Origin of the sequence: Pseudomonas sp. Xaverov 83 (genome assembly GCF_019352905.1) — a bacterium.
Classification (GTDB): Bacteria; Pseudomonadota; Gammaproteobacteria; order Pseudomonadales; family Pseudomonadaceae; genus Aquipseudomonas; species Aquipseudomonas yamanorum.
Genome location: NZ_JAAAFU010000083.1, coordinates 18,821 through 33,858 on the forward strand (window position 1 = coordinate 18,821; position 15,038 = coordinate 33,858).

At 61.9% G+C, this 15,038-nt stretch carries 14 protein-coding genes; 10 read left to right on the plus strand and 4 right to left on the minus strand.

The window, feature by feature from the left end:
• Nucleotides 1-45: 45 nt before the first annotated feature.
• The 3 genes from K0H47_RS27425 to K0H47_RS27435 all read right to left on the minus strand — a co-directional run bounded on the left by K0H47_RS27425 (nucleotide 46) and on the right by K0H47_RS27435 (nucleotide 3,732).
• Complete coding sequence (locus K0H47_RS27425) at nucleotides 46-1,680, minus strand: SulP family inorganic anion transporter (protein ID WP_218263502.1); 1,635 nt, start codon at nucleotides 1,678-1,680, stop codon at nucleotides 46-48.
• A complete protein-coding gene (locus K0H47_RS27430; protein ID WP_201140283.1) occupies nucleotides 1,670-2,287 on the minus strand; it encodes a ParB-like protein in 618 nt (205 codons plus the stop codon). The genes K0H47_RS27425 and K0H47_RS27430 overlap by 11 nt, the downstream gene beginning before the upstream one ends.
• A 167-nt stretch (nucleotides 2,288-2,454) precedes the next feature.
• On the minus strand, nucleotides 2,455-3,732 hold the full coding sequence (locus K0H47_RS27435; RefSeq protein ID WP_008433015.1) for a serine/threonine transporter: 1,278 nt from the start codon (nucleotides 3,730-3,732) through the stop codon (nucleotides 2,455-2,457).
• A gap of 253 nt (nucleotides 3,733-3,985) precedes the next feature.
• On the opposite strand from K0H47_RS27435, the gene K0H47_RS27440 reads away from it, so the two are divergent.
• The 9 genes from K0H47_RS27440 to K0H47_RS27480 all read left to right on the plus strand — a co-directional run bounded on the left by K0H47_RS27440 (nucleotide 3,986) and on the right by K0H47_RS27480 (nucleotide 12,762).
• On the plus strand, nucleotides 3,986-4,369 hold the full coding sequence (locus K0H47_RS27440; RefSeq protein ID WP_063029436.1) for a tautomerase family protein: 384 nt from the start codon (nucleotides 3,986-3,988) through the stop codon (nucleotides 4,367-4,369).
• 52 nt (nucleotides 4,370-4,421) lie between these two features.
• Nucleotides 4,422-5,018, plus strand: coding sequence for a TetR/AcrR family transcriptional regulator (locus tag K0H47_RS27445; RefSeq protein ID WP_219273929.1), 597 nt, complete (start codon nucleotides 4,422-4,424; stop codon nucleotides 5,016-5,018).
• Between the two features lie 215 nt (nucleotides 5,019-5,233).
• Nucleotides 5,234-5,770 carry a cysteine hydrolase family protein gene (locus tag K0H47_RS27450; RefSeq protein WP_063029432.1) on the plus strand — a complete coding sequence of 179 codons (537 nt, stop codon included), beginning with the start codon at nucleotides 5,234-5,236 and terminating at the stop codon, nucleotides 5,768-5,770.
• A gap of 131 nt (nucleotides 5,771-5,901) precedes the next feature.
• Nucleotides 5,902-6,852: a 2-hydroxyacid dehydrogenase gene (locus K0H47_RS27455; protein WP_219273930.1), complete on the plus strand. Its 951-nt coding sequence runs from the start codon at nucleotides 5,902-5,904 to the stop codon at nucleotides 6,850-6,852.
• 90 nt (nucleotides 6,853-6,942) lie between these two features.
• The gene (locus tag K0H47_RS27460) at nucleotides 6,943-8,799 is read left to right on the plus strand and encodes a pilus assembly protein TadG-related protein (protein WP_219273931.1); all 1,857 of its coding nucleotides are present in this window, start codon (nucleotides 6,943-6,945) and stop codon (nucleotides 8,797-8,799) included.
• Nucleotides 8,800-8,929: 130 nt separating this feature from the next.
• On the plus strand, nucleotides 8,930-9,997 hold the full coding sequence (locus K0H47_RS27465) for a phosphotransferase family protein (protein WP_177070986.1): 1,068 nt from the start codon (nucleotides 8,930-8,932) through the stop codon (nucleotides 9,995-9,997).
• Between the two features lie 19 nt (nucleotides 9,998-10,016).
• Nucleotides 10,017-10,784, plus strand: coding sequence for an SDR family oxidoreductase (locus tag K0H47_RS27470; RefSeq protein ID WP_093209187.1), 768 nt, complete (start codon nucleotides 10,017-10,019; stop codon nucleotides 10,782-10,784).
• A gap of 59 nt (nucleotides 10,785-10,843) precedes the next feature.
• On the plus strand, nucleotides 10,844-12,277 hold the full coding sequence (locus tag K0H47_RS27475) for a PLP-dependent aminotransferase family protein (RefSeq protein ID WP_093209182.1): 1,434 nt from the start codon (nucleotides 10,844-10,846) through the stop codon (nucleotides 12,275-12,277).
• An 83-nt stretch (nucleotides 12,278-12,360) separates the two neighbouring features.
• Nucleotides 12,361-12,762, plus strand: coding sequence for a cupin domain-containing protein (locus tag K0H47_RS27480; RefSeq protein WP_003210770.1), 402 nt, complete (start codon nucleotides 12,361-12,363; stop codon nucleotides 12,760-12,762).
• A 73-nt stretch (nucleotides 12,763-12,835) separates the two neighbouring features.
• Here K0H47_RS27480 and K0H47_RS27485 read toward each other — a convergent pair whose 3' ends face one another.
• Entirely contained in the window at nucleotides 12,836-13,465 is a 630-nt protein-coding gene (locus K0H47_RS27485; RefSeq protein WP_093209177.1) for a DNA-3-methyladenine glycosylase I, read from the minus strand.
• Between the two features lie 232 nt (nucleotides 13,466-13,697).
• Here K0H47_RS27485 and K0H47_RS27490 point away from each other — a divergent pair, with 232 nt between their 5' ends.
• On the plus strand, nucleotides 13,698-15,008 hold the full coding sequence (locus tag K0H47_RS27490; RefSeq protein ID WP_063029419.1) for a C4-dicarboxylate transporter DctA: 1,311 nt from the start codon (nucleotides 13,698-13,700) through the stop codon (nucleotides 15,006-15,008).
• Nucleotides 15,009-15,038 lie beyond the last annotated feature (30 nt).

The window sequence follows — 15,038 nt, forward strand, 5'->3', positions numbered from 1 at the left end:
GCCTCGCGCCAATAAAAAGCCCCGACCCGTCGGGGCTTTTTGCATTCAGGCGGCGGGCTGCAATGCGAGTTGCACCGCACCATCAACACTCAACCCACTGATCAGCACCTGCGGTGCACACGCCTCTGGCAATGTCTGCAACACCTCCTGCGCCTCATGGCGTACGCGGGCCAGCACCAGGCACTTGCCCTCCCCTTGCACTTGTACGAAAAACGCCTGCAATGCCTCGATACTGGTGCCGTCCAGGTCCGGTGATTCTTCCAGGCTGAGCACCACCGTGTGCACCGGTAACGTAGCGTGCCGCATCAGGCTCAACACCGCCCCCAGCACCCGCTCGGCATTCGCGAAGAACAGCGCCTCACTGGGTCGAACGATCAGCACACCGGAAATCCGTTCGGCGCTCGGGTGATGCAGCAAGTCGACAAAATCATGCCCACCGTCAATGCGCCCCAACTCGCGGACATCCGCCGACGACATCTGGCGCAACATCAACACCACGCTGATCCCGACCGCCACCAGCAGGCCATCCAGCACGCCGAGCACCAACACCGCCGCTACCGCGCAAATCACTAGCAACCGGTCGCGCCGCCAGGAGAAATAGCGGCCCAGGGGCTGCAGGCTCAAGCCACGGCCCAAGGCATAAATGACGATGGCGGCAAGCACCGGCTCCGGCGTCAATGCCACCAGGGGCAGCACTGTCAGTACGATCGCCAACACCACCAATGCCGCCACGGCGCCCGCCAGCCGGGAGTTGGCTCCCGCCGCCTCGTTGGCCGACGTCGCGGAATAACCGGCGCCAGTGGGCATGCCCTGGAACAGCCCGGACAACAGGTTGGCCGTCCCCAGCGCCAGCAAGTCACGGTTGGATGACACGCGATCACCGTGCTTGAGGGCGAACGAGCTGATGGAGCCGTAGGACTCGGCGTAAAGAATCATCACCATGGCAAACGCCAATTCCCCCAGGCGCAGCCAGTCGGCGAACGGCAACACCGGAAGGTGCGCGAACTCCAGGCGCAGGTCGATCACACCGATCAACGCCACGCCATGGGCCTGCAGATCCAGCCACTGGCCGGCGGCAATCCCGAGGATCACCACCAGTAGTCCGCCCGGCAGACGCTTGATTCGCGCGCATAGCCAGAGCAGGAGCAACGCGACACCCGCTACGGCAGCGGCGGCCCAGTTCCAGCGCGGCAGTTGCTCCAGGAGTTGGGGCAGAAAGCGAATCAGGTTGTTATCGGTCAGGTGCACCCCCACCACGCTGGCCAACTGCTTGAGGATGATGGTCAGCGCCAGGCCAAAGGCAAAGCCACGCAACACGGGCTTGGCGATAAACGAGGTCAACCCGCCCAGCTTGAGCAACCCGGCCAACAGGAAAAACGCCCCGGTCACCAATACCAGGCCCATTGCCAGGCTCAGCCTGAGTGCCGGGTCGCCCCCGGCCAACGTCGCCGTAGCGGCCGCCAGCACCGCCGCCGAGGATGACGTGGCGGAGACAATCGCGAAGCGGCTGGTGCCGAACAGGCCGTAGCACAGCAACCCGGCGAACAAGGCGATCACCCCTGCCTGGGGCGGCAATGCCGCGATGCTGGAATAGGCCACGGCCTCGGGCAGCAGCAAGCCGGCGATAGACAGGCCGGCCAACAAATCCTGGACGCGGTTCTGTCGGGTTTCAGTGGTCAATCGGGCCTACCCATCCTGGCAAGTAACGGGCTTCCTGGCTGCGGGCCAGGGTCATGGCCTTGCCCATCAACTTGGGGCTCAGGTCGCCGATCAGGTCGCTGCCAATGCGGCTGCGGAAAAAGTCGGCCCAGAGAAACTCGCTGAAAGGCGCGGCGTCCTTGGCGTAGCCGCCAGCGGTACGCAGCAGGCCCGCAAGGCTGCGGTAGGGATCGTCCTGCAGTTCCGTAATCCGTCGGGGAATCGCGTCGTAGGAGCGACGAATACCCCGCGCATCATAAGGATGTACCCATTGGTTGAAGGTCATGACGTTCCAGAACGTAGTGCGCTCGACAAACGACAGGTCCTTGAGCACCAGCAACGACACGCTCTTGACCTCTTCCTGCAACAACGCCAGGCCGAAGTGATGATGGTCGGTGATGTAGTAACGCTCGTCCGGCCCAATCACACAGGGAAACCAGTGCTGGTCGAGTGCAGCCGCGCGCTCCTTGCGCTTGAGCTTTTTCCAGGCGTCGCGCTTGGTCGCGACCTCGGCGAGGCCCACCGTCAATTGGGTGGGGTGCAGCTTTTCCAGCTTGCCGGTGATCAACTGCGGGCGGGCGCGAGCCATGACAACCTCCAGGTAAGAATTCGACGTGCCCTGTCAGACACCCGCGACAAGCTTAGCCGTGATTGCCTGCCTGGCGTTGATACTTATCAGCCCCTTAGGGTTTGCAGGCACAAAAAAGGCCGACTCACCTGATGGGCGAGTCGGCCTTGCTCACAACGACCTGCGTATCAGGACATCAGCGAGTAAATCAACGCGGTGATCGCCACCAGGCCGACCGCCGTCACAAACACGTTGGACGCCTGGCCACGGTACTTGGCCATCGCCGGCACCTTGCGGATCGCGTACATCGGCATCAGGAACAGGATCGACGCAATGATCGGCCCGCCCAGGGTCTCGATCATGCCGAGGATGCTCGGGTTAAGGGTAGCGACGATCCAGCACACCACCAGCATGAAGGCGGCCGTCATGCGGTCCAGGGTCTTGGCAGCCGGGCGGCGACCGCTTTTGAGCACCAGGCCCTTGAGGCCTTCGCTGGCGCCGATGTAGTGGCCCAGGAACGACTTGGCAATCGCCACAAACGCAATCAGCGGCGCGGCGAATTCGATGGTCGGGTTGCTGAAGTGGTTCGCCAGGTACGACAGGATCGACAGGTTCTGCGCCTTGGCTTCGGCCAGTTGGGCCGGCGACAGGGTCAGGACGCAGCTGAACACGAAGAACAGCACCATCACCACCATCAGGATGTGCGCCCGCGACAGGATCTGCGAGCTGCGTTCCTCGGCGTGTTCACCGTACTGGCGCTTCTGGTCCACCGCAAAGGCCGAGATGATCGGCGAGTGGTTGAACGAGAACACCATCACCGGAATCGCCAGCCACAGGGTGTGCAGCAGCGCCGACGGGGCCGGCACGGTACTCGCGGTGCTGAGGATGCCGCCGTTCCAGTGCGGCACCAGGTACACGGCGAGGAACAGCAAGGCAACGATAAACGGATACACCATCAGGCTCATGGCCTTGACGATCACCTGCTCGCCGCAACGCACCACGGCCAGCAGGCCGAGGATCAGCACCAGCGACAGGATCGCCCGCGGCGGCGGCGCGATGTGCAGTTGATGCTCCATGAAGCTGCCGACGGTGTTGGTCAGCGCCACGCTGTAGATCAGCAGGATCGGGAAGATCGCGAAGAAGTACAGCAAGGTGATCGCGGCACCGGCCTTGAGGCCGAAGTGTTCCTCGACCACGTCGGTGATGTCCGAGCCTTCACGGCCCGAGAGTACAAAGCGGGTCAGGCCACGGTGCGCGAAAAACGTCATCGGGAACGCCAGCAGCGCGAGGATCACCAACGGCCAGAAACCGCCAAGGCCCGCGTTGATCGGCAGGAACAAGGTGCCGGCGCCGATGGCCGTACCGAACAGGCCGAGCATCCAGGTGGTGTCCTGGCGGCTCCAGCTTGTGAGGGTTGCAGGTGTCGTTGCGTAGCGTTCGTCGACGCTATTGGCCTGATCATTCATCCGTTCGGATCTCCGCATTCACTCAGTCGGGACGAGTCAGAAAAACCTGACAGGCAGCGCCACGACCGAAACAGGGGCGCGATTGTCCGGGATTCGCTTGAAGAAGCAAAGACTTAGCTGAGGAATGGTTGTGCGCAGCAGATGATTGGAGAGGTTTGATGAGCAGTATTTTTTAGATTTCGTTAAAAATCTATTTTATAAATTCCGGCTGTCATGTATTTTCAATGCCACGCCCCTCACTGGAATCACCGCCATGCCCATCGTGCGCATCGACCTTCGGAAAAACCCCGACGTCACCTACGCCAAGCGCGTCGGCGTGCTGATCTACAACGCCATGCACACGGCCATTGGCGTGCCTGAACACGACAATTTCCAGATCCTCACCGAGCACGATGAACACCACTTCATCTATGACCCCGAGTACCTGGGCATCCAGCGCAGTGACAACCTGGTGATTATCCAGATCACCCTGAACGAAGGCCGCAGCACCGAGCAGAAAAAGCTGTTGTACAAGACCATCGCCGAGAGCTTGAACCGTGAACTGGCGGTGCGCCTAGAGGACGTGTTTATCAGCCTGGTGGAGGTCAAGAAGGAAAACTGGTCGTTCGGCAACGGGATAGCGCAGTACGCCAGTTAAACGTTTTATGATGCCGCCCATCCCTGCCACCACCTGATCCAGAGAGTCATCGATGCCACGCGTGTCCCGCAAACAAGCCGAACTCAATCGCGAAATCATCGTCGAGGCCGCCACGCGGCTGTTTCGTGAGCGGGGCATCCATGGCATCAGCGTGTCGGACGTGATGGCGGCTGCCGGGCTGACCCATGGCGGTTTCTACGGGCACTTCGAGTCCCGCGAGGCGCTGGCCACCGAAGCCTGCAACCGAGCGTTCGAACAGTCGCGCCTGCGCTGGCAGGCCAGGGTCGAGCAAAGTCCGGATCCCGAGACCGCCCGCCTGGCATTGATTGATCCCTACCTCACGGCAGCCAATCGTGATAACCCCGGAGACAGTTGCCCGGTGGCGGCCTTCGCCGGGGAAATGTGCCACGAAGCTGCCGACAGCGCATTGCAGCGCACTTTCATCCGCGGTCTCGAAGAGTCGATGGGGATCCTGGGCGCCACCCAGGCCACCGGGAGCCCCGAAGGTGACCGGCAGGCTGCCATGGCCCAGTACGCAATGATGGTCGGTGCCATCACCCTGGCCCGTGCGACTAAAGGCAGCGGCCTGTCTGATGAATTCCTGGAAGCTGCCAGAAATCTGCTGATCCCGGAAAAAAACCTCGGCTGACGCGTTGACAGCCAAACGCCACCGCCAGCATGATCGGCCCATGAACATTTTTCAGCTGGCCCTCACCCGCACCACCACCACGACCGCTTCCGGCGGGTCGTGTGGTAGCTGTGAGTGGCGCACAAACTAAGCCACCCGGTTTTACCCAAGGCCCCGCCAGTAATGGACGGGGCCTTTTTATTGCTCCGCCCATGGCAACCACAAGGAGCAGTAACATGCCTGACATCAAGCGCCCCGCCCTGCTGGTCATCGACATGCAGACCGGTCTCTACGACGGCCCGGAAAAACCCTACGAGCGACAGCGCGTACTCGACAGCATCAACCAATTAATTCAGCGCGCCAGGCACGCTGGCGTGCCGATTTTCGCTGCACGTCACACCGGCCCTGCGGGCTCGCCCATCGAGGTGGGCAGCCCGCTCTGGCAGCTATGGCCAGCGCTGGAGGTTGATGGGGCTCGCGACACGGTTTTCAACAAAACCCGGCCCAGCTGTTTTCTCGGCACCGAGCTGGCGCAGCAACTGGCGGCGGCGCAGGTGAATGAGCTGGTGATCGTCGGGATGAAAACCCAGTACTGCATCGACACAACCTGCCGGGTGGCCGTCGAACTGGGGTTCTCGGTGCTGCTGCCGGAGGATGCCCATACTTGCATGGACACTCCGGCGTTATCGGCCGCATCGATTATCGAGCACCACAACGCGACCTTGGCCGGGGCATTTGTGCGGCGCGTGAAGGCGGAAGATATCGGCTTTTAACCTCCCACTTGGAACGCCCGCCGGAGTATCAATCCCCGGCGGGCGTCGGATTTTTCTTCGCCTGACGCGGGATTCATTCGGAAAAAATGTCGCATACTGAAGCCATCAAACCCTTCAGGAAGAGCCCTCGCATGCCCGTTACCGTTCTGGTCCTGGTTGAAACCATCAACGACTACCTGCCGATCATCGAAGGCAATGGCTTTCATGTGATTCTCGCGCCGACCCCGGCCGAACGCGCCAAGGCCATCAAGACCCATGGCGGGCAGATCCAGGCGGTGCTGACCCGTGGCCCGCTGGGCCTGTACGCCGAGGAAATCGCCGCGCTGCCGCAACTGGAGATCATCTGCGTGATCGGCGCCGGGTATGAACACGTGGACCTGCAAGCCGCCAGCAACCGTGGAATCGTGGTCACCAATGGCGCCGGGGTGAATGCACCGTCGGTGGCGGACCATGCCATGGCCCTGCTGCTGTCCCTGGTGCGGGACATTCCCCGAGCAGACGCGGCAATACGGCGCAGCGAATGGCCCAAGATCATGCGCCCTTCCCTGGCCGGTAAACAGCTGGGCATTCTTGGCCTGGGGGCCGTCGGCCTGGAGATCGCCAAGCGCGCGGCCCTGGGTTTCGGCATGGAGGTGAGTTACCACAATCGCCAGCCCCGCGATGATGTGGACTACACCTACTGCGCCACCGCCGTGGAACTGGCGCGGGCCTCGGACTTCCTGATCCTCGCAACGCCAGGCGGCGCCAGCACGCGGCATTTGATCGACCGCCAGGCCCTCGACGCACTGGGGCCCAACGGTTTCCTGGTGAACATCGGCCGTGGCAGCGTGGTGGTCACCGCCGACCTGATTGCCGCCCTGGAACAACGGCGCATCGGCGGCGCGGCACTGGATGTGTTCGACGATGAACCCAACGTGCCCGATGCGCTCAAGCGCCTCAGCAACACCGTACTCACGCCCCACGTCGCCGGCCTGTCGCCGGAAGCCGCCCACGACACCGTGCAGCGCGTGGCGGACAACCTGCTGGAATACTTCGCCGGCCGCCCTGTACTGACACCCGTGACATTGCCACCCAAAAAATAGTAGCCAATAGCCAGCAACCATCCAAATCCTGACTACACTGCTTGCGGGGATGCTCAGGACGTCGGCACTGGACCGGCAAAGGAACGCAGGATGGTTTGCCACGGACTCGGCCCGGCCCGGCAACGCGGCGCAATAGGACTGATGGGCGCGATGACCCTCGGCATCGCCCTGCTGTTTATGTTGTTGGTAGTCGATAGCGGCCGGCTGTACCTGGAGAAGCGCAAGCTGCAACGGGTTGCCGACACCGCGGCACTGGAAGTGGTGACCCGCGGCGGCGCCTGCGTCTCCCCGAACACCAACGCCGTGCAATTCGCGATTCAAAGCGCGACCCGCAATGACTTCCCGATCGACGACAACCGCACCCTGGCCACCGCCTGTGGCACCCTGGTCACCGGGGCTGACTTCATACGCTCCTTCAGCCCCAACCCCTCCAAGGCCGATGCGATCCAGGTCATCGCCACCCATCGCGTTGTCACCAGTATCGCCAACGGCCTGTTCATGCTGTTCTCCCCTGGCCCTTTCGAACCGACCATCCGGTTGCAGGCCGTGGCCGTGGCCGCCGTCCCCGCACCACCGGTGGCAACGCTGACCATTCGCAGCACGCTGTTGACCGTGGACAGCACCAAGTCCGCAGCGCTCAACGCGCTGATCGGCGGCCTGCTGGGGGGCAAATTGCAACTCAACGCGGTGGGCTGGGAGGGGTTGATCAACACCAACATCAGCCTGCTCAGTTATCTGGACGCCCTGGCCATCCGGCTGAATGTCAGCGCCGGCAATTACGACGAACTGCTCAAGACCGACGCCAGCGTCGGCGACTTGATCCAGGCCGCGATTGACGTACTCAAGCTGGGGAGCGATGCGGTCAAGGTGGTGATCAACAACCTGGAGGCGATCAAGCTGATTGCACCCGGCACCAAGATCCTGCACCTGGGGGACCTGTTGACCATCCAGAACGGCACCGACAAGAGCGCCCTCGACGTCAAGCTGCAACTGTTCAACCTGATCCAGGGGTTTGTGCAACTGTCGAACAAGTACAACGCCGTGGCGGTGGAGCTGCCGGTGGATGTACTGGGATTACTGAACATCACGGTCAAGACCAAGGTCATTGAACCGGCGCAGATATCCGCCATCGGCAACCCGAAGCTGATCGCCACCCAGCCGATCTACGTCAGGACCGCACAAGTCAGGACCCTGATCTCCGTGAACTTGCCCGTGGTCGGCGTGCTGAACGATGTGGTGGGCGGGGTGACAGGCCTGCTGGGGTTATTGCTCGGCAGCTCCCTGGACGCGAAAATCGGCACCCAACTCGACGTGGCCCTGGAAGCGGCCAGTGGCAGTAGCGAGGTGACCGGCTTTCGCTGCAACGGGCCGACGGACAAATCGTTGTCGGTGGTGGGTACCACTTCGGCCGTGCGGTTGATGGTCGGCCAGATCGATCCGAAAAACCTGTTTTCCTCCACCGCCCCGCTGAGCGTCGACGAGTTTCCATTGCTCGACCTGGGCATACAAACCTGCAGCAAGGGCGCTTGTGACCCTCGGCAACCCTACGCCGTCGGCGGCATCAGCCTGCGAGTCGACAGCAGCGTGGCCAAGACCACCAGGAACCACACCTATATGTCGCCGCCCGAGGTGAAGCAGCCCCCTGACTACTTCAGCTTCAGTTCCAGTAACGTGGTAGGCAGCTTGAGCAACACCCTCAGTGGCATCCAGTTGATCAACCATCCACCCACACAAGGCGGGCTCTTGGGGTTGGTGCTGAATTTGGTGGTCGGCCTGGTGACGGGTGTTCTCAATCTCCTCACCAGCATTATCTCCGGCGTGCTCAGCCCGCTCCTCGACCCATTGGTCAACAACCTGCTGACCGGCCTGGGCGTGGACCTGGCAAAAGTTGAAATCGGTGCCAACCTGTCCTGCAACCCCAGCGGGCGCGCAATTCTGGTGATCTGAGCACATCAAGCCCGCTGATCATCGGCCAACACGCTAACCTATTAAGCCGCCCCAACCTTGTGGCTGGGCGGCCGCGCACATTAGATTAGCCAATAGTCCAAGGCCTTAAGAATAAGCAGAAGGGATAAGCATGGCGCTTAATGACCAATCGACCCAGATTCGCCCCGGCGAAGAACTTGATGCCAGCCTCATCGATCCCTACCTCAAGGCCCATATCCCGGGCTTGAGCGGCAACGTCAAAATCAGCCAGTTCCCGGGTGGTGCCTCGAACCTGACGTACCTGCTGGAATACCCCGGCCAGGAATTCGTGCTGCGTCGCCCGCCCTTTGGCCACAAGGCCAAGTCCGCCCACGACATGGGCCGCGAATACCGGATTCTCAACCAGCTCAAGGACGGTTTCCCGTATTGCCCCAAGGCCTACGTGCATTGCACCGACGAGTCGGTGATCGGTGCCGAGTTCTACGTGATGGAGCGGGTCAACGGGATCATCCTGCGCTCGGACCTGCCGCCGGAACTGGGCCTGGACGCGACGAAAACCGAAGCCTTGTGCAAAAGCTTTATCGACAAATTCGTCGAGCTGCATCAGGTCGACTACACCGCCTGCGGCCTGGCCGACCTGGGCAAGCCTGAAGGTTATGTGGAGCGGCAGATTCGCGGCTGGAGCGACCGTTACGAAAAGGCCCTGACCCCTGACGCGCCGAGCTGGGAAGCCGTGCGTGCCTGGCTCAACGACAAGATGCCTGCCGACCACCCCACCTCGAGCATCGTCCACAACGACTACCGCTTCGACAACGTGATCCTCGACCCGCATAACCCGATGCAGATCATCGGCGTGCTGGACTGGGAGCTGACCACCCTCGGCGACCCGCTGATGGACCTGGGCAACACCCTCGCCTACTGGATCGAAGCGGCCGACCCGGCGCCGGTGCAACTGATGCGCCGCCAGCCGAGCAACGCCCCTGGCATGCTCACCCGCCGCCAGTTCGTCGACTACTACGCCGAACGCTCCGGAATCCAGATAGACAATTTCGACTTCTACTACACCTATGGCCTGTTCCGCCTGGCCGGCATCGTGCAGCAGATCTACTACCGCTTCTTCCATGGCCAGACCCAGGACAAACGCTTTGCGCAGTTCATTCACATGAACAAGCTGCTGGAGCAGATGAGCCTGAACGTCATCAAACAGTCTTCCCTCTGACCCTCTTCAAGGAAAAACCATGTCCAAGACCCAACTGTTCGACCTCGACGGCAAGATCGCTTTCGTTTCCGGCGCCAGCCGCGGTATCGGTGAAGCCATCGCCAAGTTGCTGGCCCAGCAAGGCGCCCACGTGATCGTGTCGAGCCGCAAGCTCGACGGCTGCCAGCACGTGGCCGACGCGATCATCGCCGACGGCGGCAAGGCCACCGCCATTGCTTGCCATATCGGCGAAATGGAACAGATCACGAACGTGTTTGCCGCGATCCGCGAACAGTTCGGTCGCCTGGATATCCTGGTCAACAACGCCGCCACCAACCCGCAATTCTGCAACGTGCTGGACACCGACCTGGGCGCGTTCCAGAAGACCGTCGACGTGAACATTCGCGGCTACTTCTTCATGTCCGTGGAAGCCGGCAAGCTGATGCGCGAAAACGGCGGCGGCAGCATCATCAACGTGGCGTCGATCAACGGGATTTCGCCGGGCGTGTTCCAGGGCATCTACTCGGTGACCAAGGCCGCCGTGATCAACATGACCAAAGTCTTCGCCAAGGAATGCGCGCCGTTCGGCATTCGCTGCAACGCACTGCTGCCGGGCCTGACCGACACCAAATTCGCCTCGGCGCTGGTGAAGAACGACTCGATCCTGAAAATGGCCCTGGCGCAGATCCCCCTCAAGCGCGTGGCCGACCCGAGCGAGATGGCCGGCGCGGTGCTGTACCTGGCCAGCGATGCGTCGAGCTACACCACCGGTGTGTCGTTGAATGTGGACGGTGGTTTCCTGTCCTGATTCGGCTGGCGGGTGACTTGCGGTAATCTTGCGGGTGATTGCTTGCCTCTGGATGAAACATGGAACTGCACGTCGTTATCAAGGGCCGCAAGGACCTGGCCGAACAGCTTTACCAGCAACTGCGCACGGCCATTGAGTCGGGACAACTGGTGGCCGGGTCGCAATTGCCTCCCAGCCGCCTGCTGGCCCTGCAACTGGGCGTGTCGCGCAAGACAGTCTCAGACACCTACGCGGCGCTGACCTACGAAGGGTTGTTGGTCGGCAAGATCGGCCGTGGCACGTTCGTCAACGCCTGGGCCACGCGCCGCGAACACCTGCAAAGTGCCGCCGACCTGGCCTGCGCCGCCAACCTCGCCAAATGGCAGGCCCTTCCCGCGCCCATGGGTCACCCCAACCGTGAAACCCGCCCGAGCCGGGACTTTATCGGCGGCGCCACGGCCCGCAGCCAGTTCCCCCAGGATGAATGGCGGCGCTGCACCCTCGACGCCTTGCGCCGTATCTCGCAGGACAGCGGCTTCTACAGCCGGCCGGAAGGCTTGCCGGCCCTGCGCAGTGCAATCGCCGGGCATATCGCATTTTCCCGTGGGGTCAGGTGCAGTGAAGACGACATCGTAGTCACCAACGGCGCCCAGCAGGCGCTCGACCTGATCGCCCGCGTGGTGCTGGAACCGGGCACCGTCGTCGCCATGGAAGACCCCGGCTACCCCCCGGTGCGACTGATGTTCGACGCCATGGGGGCGACCGTGGTGGGCGTGCCGGTGGACGAGCACGGCCTGCGGGTCGACTTGATTCCCGACGGCACGCGGCTGATCTACGTGACCCCGTCCCATCAATTCCCCCTGGGCATGCCCATGAGCGTGCCGCGCCGTGAGGCGTTGCTGGCACGTGCGCTGGCGCTGGGCGCCATCGTGATCGAGGATGACTACGACAGCGAATTCCGCTATGAGGGCCGCCCCACCGACTCTTTGCAAAGCATGGACACCCGCGGCGTGGTCGCCTACGTCGGGACCTTCTCGAAAACCCTGCTGCCGGAGTTGCGCCTGGGCTACACGGTGTTGCCGCCGGCGATTTTCGGCGCGGTGCTCAAGGCCAAGCAACTGACCGACCAGCACAGCTCCACCCTGCCGCAATGGGCCCTGGCCAAGTTCATCAGCGAAGGCTACCTGCTCAAGCACATTCGGCGCTGCCATGGGGTGTATACCGGACGCCGGGAACGGATTCTGCAGCGCCTGGCGGGGGACCTCTCGCCGTGGTTCAACGTGGTCCCCACCGTGGCCGGGTTCCATCTGGCCGCACTGTGCAAGGTGCCGGTGAATATTCCACAGCTCATCCAACGGGCGAGGGAGGCCGACGTGGGACTCTATCCGCTGAGCGTGTTTTTCCACGACACACCGGTACGCGAGGGGCTGAAGATCGGGTTTGGCGCGATCGAAACCCTGGACATTGACCCGGCGCTGGACGTGATGCGGGATATCCTGCGACAGATTGGCTGAGGGAATTTCCGCCGGATTGGCTATTGGTCAAATCCGGATCGGGGCCTAGGGTGAACGGGTCTCGACTCACTCGGAGCCTCACCATGAAAGTACTGCTCGGCACCACCCTGCTGCTGGCCTCGTTAAGCGCTTTTGCCCACGACCCGGTGTACAACCAGGAAAAGATCAACGTGTTGCAGGAACACGCCCTGGCCAACGTCCCCGGCAAGAAAACCGTGATGCTCACCGTGGATTATGCGCCGGGCCAGGCCACCGTGCCCCACAGCCACACCGGCACTGCCGTGGCCTACGTACTGGAAGGTGCAATCACCTCGCGGGTCAACGATGAGAAGGCGATCACCTACAAGGTCGGCCAATCGTTCTACGAACCCGCTGGCTCGCGGCACTTTGAATCGAGCAATGCCAGCCAGACCCAACCGGCCAAATTGCTGGTGGTGATGGTGATGGACGACAAGGCCGACGTACTCACGCCGCTGCCACACTAACCCGCGCCACCGCCCTCTCCTGTGGGAGCTGGTTTGCCTGCTCCCACAGTTTTAACCGCGCACAGTCAGTGGCTCAGGGTCGTTTGAAGTGGTGGCGCAGGTGTTCGATTCGAAGCCGGCAGGCACAGCCTTCAAGATGATCGTTGACCATGCCCATCGCCTGCATGAACGCATACATGGTGGTCGGCCCCACGTAGCTCCAGCCGCGTTTTTTCAGGGCCTTGGACAAGCGTGTTGAAGCGGCCGAGGTCGGGTTGGCCGTCCAGTATGCCAGGTCGACCTGCGCCGGGCGCTCGTCGGCGGACGGTTCAAACGACCACAGCCACGCCGCCAGCGATCCGGTTTCATCCACCAGCTCACAGGCCCGCCGGGCGTTGTTGATGGTGGAGACGATCTTGGCGCGATTACGCACAATGCCCGGGTCGGCCATCAAGCGGTCGATATCCTGTTCGGTGTACTGCGCCACCCGGCGAAAATCAAAGCCCTCGAACGCCCGGCGAAACGCCTCGCGCTTGCGCAGGATGGTGATCCACGCCATGCCCGCCTGAAAACCCTCCAGGCAAATCTTCTCGTACAGCGCAATGTCATCAGCCACCGGCACGCCCCATTCATGGTCGTGGTAATCGGGGTATTCCGCTGCTGCCGTGCGCCATGTGCAGCGCGTCAGGCCGTTCTCATCCGTCGTCAGTCCCGGGATATCCATAGCTCACCTGTTTGCCCAAGCTGCGGATGATAAGCGAAAAAAATTTCCCGCCGCCAACCGCTCAAGCACAGACCTTACATACCCACTGGTCAGACCGGGACCGGCGATCCACGTAATATTTACTTGCGACTTGAAAAAATCCGAGCGTAGACTGGCCCCGCACTGGACATACCGGTCAGACCACAACAATTAAGCCCTGGACCCACCAGGGCACCGAATAGAGATCCTTCCCATGCTCAGATGGTGCTCGCGTTCGATTTTCCTGCAAGTCGTGATTGGCCTGGTGATCGGCATAATCTGCGGCCTCACCCTCCCCGAATTCTCCTCGCAACTCAAACCCCTGGGTGACGGCTTTATCAAGCTAATCAAAATGCTGATTGGCCTGATCGTATTCTGCGTGGTGGTCAGCGGTATTTCCGGCGCCGGCGACTTGAAGAAAGTCGGACGCATCGGCCTCAAGTCGGTGATCTACTTCGAAGCACTGACCACCGTGGCCCTGGTGATCGGCCTGATCATGGCCTTCAGCACCGGGATCGGCACGGGCGCCAATATCCACCTGGAACAACTGTCATCTGCCGGCTTGAATGAACTGGCCGACAAAGGCCAGCACATCAAGGGCACCAGCCAGTTCCTGATGGACCTGATCCCCAACTCGGTGATCGGCGCCTTCGCGGACAACAACGTGTTGCAAGTGCTGTTGTTCTCCGTGTTGTTCGGCAGCGCACTGAACCTGGTGGGCGAAGCTGCTTCCGGGATCTCACGGTTGATCAACGAGTTGAGCCACGTGATCTTCCGCATCATGGGCATGATCGTGCGCCTCGCGCCCATCGGCGTGTTCGGCGCCATCGCCTTCACCACCAGCACTTATGGCCTGGACTCCCTGCAACACCTGGGCAGCCTGGTGGGCCTGTTCTACCTCACCTGCTTCCTGTTCGTCGCGGTGATTCTCGGCCTGGTGATGCGCCTGTCGGGCCTGCGGATGCTGCCGCTGCTCAAGTACCTGCGGGAAGAACTGTTGATCGTGATGGGCACCGCCTCCTCCGATGCAGTGTTGCCCCAGATCATGCGTAAACTGGAGCACCTCGGGATTGGCAGCTCCACCGTGGGCCTGGTGATTCCGACGGGGTACTCGTTCAACCTCGACGGTTTCTCGATCTACCTGACCCTGGCCATCGTGTTTATCGCCAACGCCACCGGCACACCGCTGTCGATGACCGACCTGCTGACCATCCTGCTGGTGTCGCTGATCACCTCCAAGGGCGCCCACGGGATTCCGGGCTCGGCACTGGTGATTCTGGCGGCGACACTGACCGCAATCCCGGCCATTCCCGTGGTGGGCCTGGTGCTGGTGTTGGCGGTGGACTGGTTCATGGGCATTGGCCGGGCGCTGACCAACCTGATCGGCAACTGCGTCGCCACCGTGGCCATCGCCCGCTGGGAGAAAGACATCGATATCCAGCGCGCCAACAAGGTGCTGGACGGGCAACAAGGGTATGCCTTCCAGGCCAAGAAGCCGGTCTTGCCGGCGCACCAGGAGTTCTAAGACAACACAAATCCAATGTGGGAGCTGGCT

What these genes read in the sequence shown, in the direction of transcription:
- K0H47_RS27490 (WP_063029419.1), top strand. Translation starts at nt 13,698, where the DNA reads ATGCTCAGATGGTGCTCGCGTTCGATTTTCCTGCAAGTCGTGATTGGC.
- K0H47_RS27465 (WP_177070986.1), top strand. Translation starts at nt 8,930, where the DNA reads ATGGCGCTTAATGACCAATCGACCCAGATTCGCCCCGGCGAAGAACTT.
- K0H47_RS27470 (WP_093209187.1), top strand. Translation starts at nt 10,017, where the DNA reads ATGTCCAAGACCCAACTGTTCGACCTCGACGGCAAGATCGCTTTCGTT.
- K0H47_RS27435 (WP_008433015.1), bottom strand. Translation starts at nt 3,732, where the DNA reads ATGAATGATCAGGCCAATAGCGTCGACGAACGCTACGCAACGACACCT.
- K0H47_RS27440 (WP_063029436.1), top strand. Translation starts at nt 3,986, where the DNA reads ATGCCCATCGTGCGCATCGACCTTCGGAAAAACCCCGACGTCACCTAC.
- K0H47_RS27480 (WP_003210770.1), top strand. Translation starts at nt 12,361, where the DNA reads ATGAAAGTACTGCTCGGCACCACCCTGCTGCTGGCCTCGTTAAGCGCT.
- K0H47_RS27450 (WP_063029432.1), top strand. Translation starts at nt 5,234, where the DNA reads ATGCCTGACATCAAGCGCCCCGCCCTGCTGGTCATCGACATGCAGACC.
- K0H47_RS27455 (WP_219273930.1), top strand. Translation starts at nt 5,902, where the DNA reads ATGCCCGTTACCGTTCTGGTCCTGGTTGAAACCATCAACGACTACCTG.
- K0H47_RS27430 (WP_201140283.1), bottom strand. Translation starts at nt 2,287, where the DNA reads ATGGCTCGCGCCCGCCCGCAGTTGATCACCGGCAAGCTGGAAAAGCTG.
- K0H47_RS27485 (WP_093209177.1), bottom strand. Translation starts at nt 13,465, where the DNA reads ATGGATATCCCGGGACTGACGACGGATGAGAACGGCCTGACGCGCTGC.
- K0H47_RS27475 (WP_093209182.1), top strand. Translation starts at nt 10,844, where the DNA reads ATGGAACTGCACGTCGTTATCAAGGGCCGCAAGGACCTGGCCGAACAG.
- K0H47_RS27445 (WP_219273929.1), top strand. Translation starts at nt 4,422, where the DNA reads ATGCCACGCGTGTCCCGCAAACAAGCCGAACTCAATCGCGAAATCATC.
- K0H47_RS27460 (WP_219273931.1), top strand. Translation starts at nt 6,943, where the DNA reads ATGGTTTGCCACGGACTCGGCCCGGCCCGGCAACGCGGCGCAATAGGA.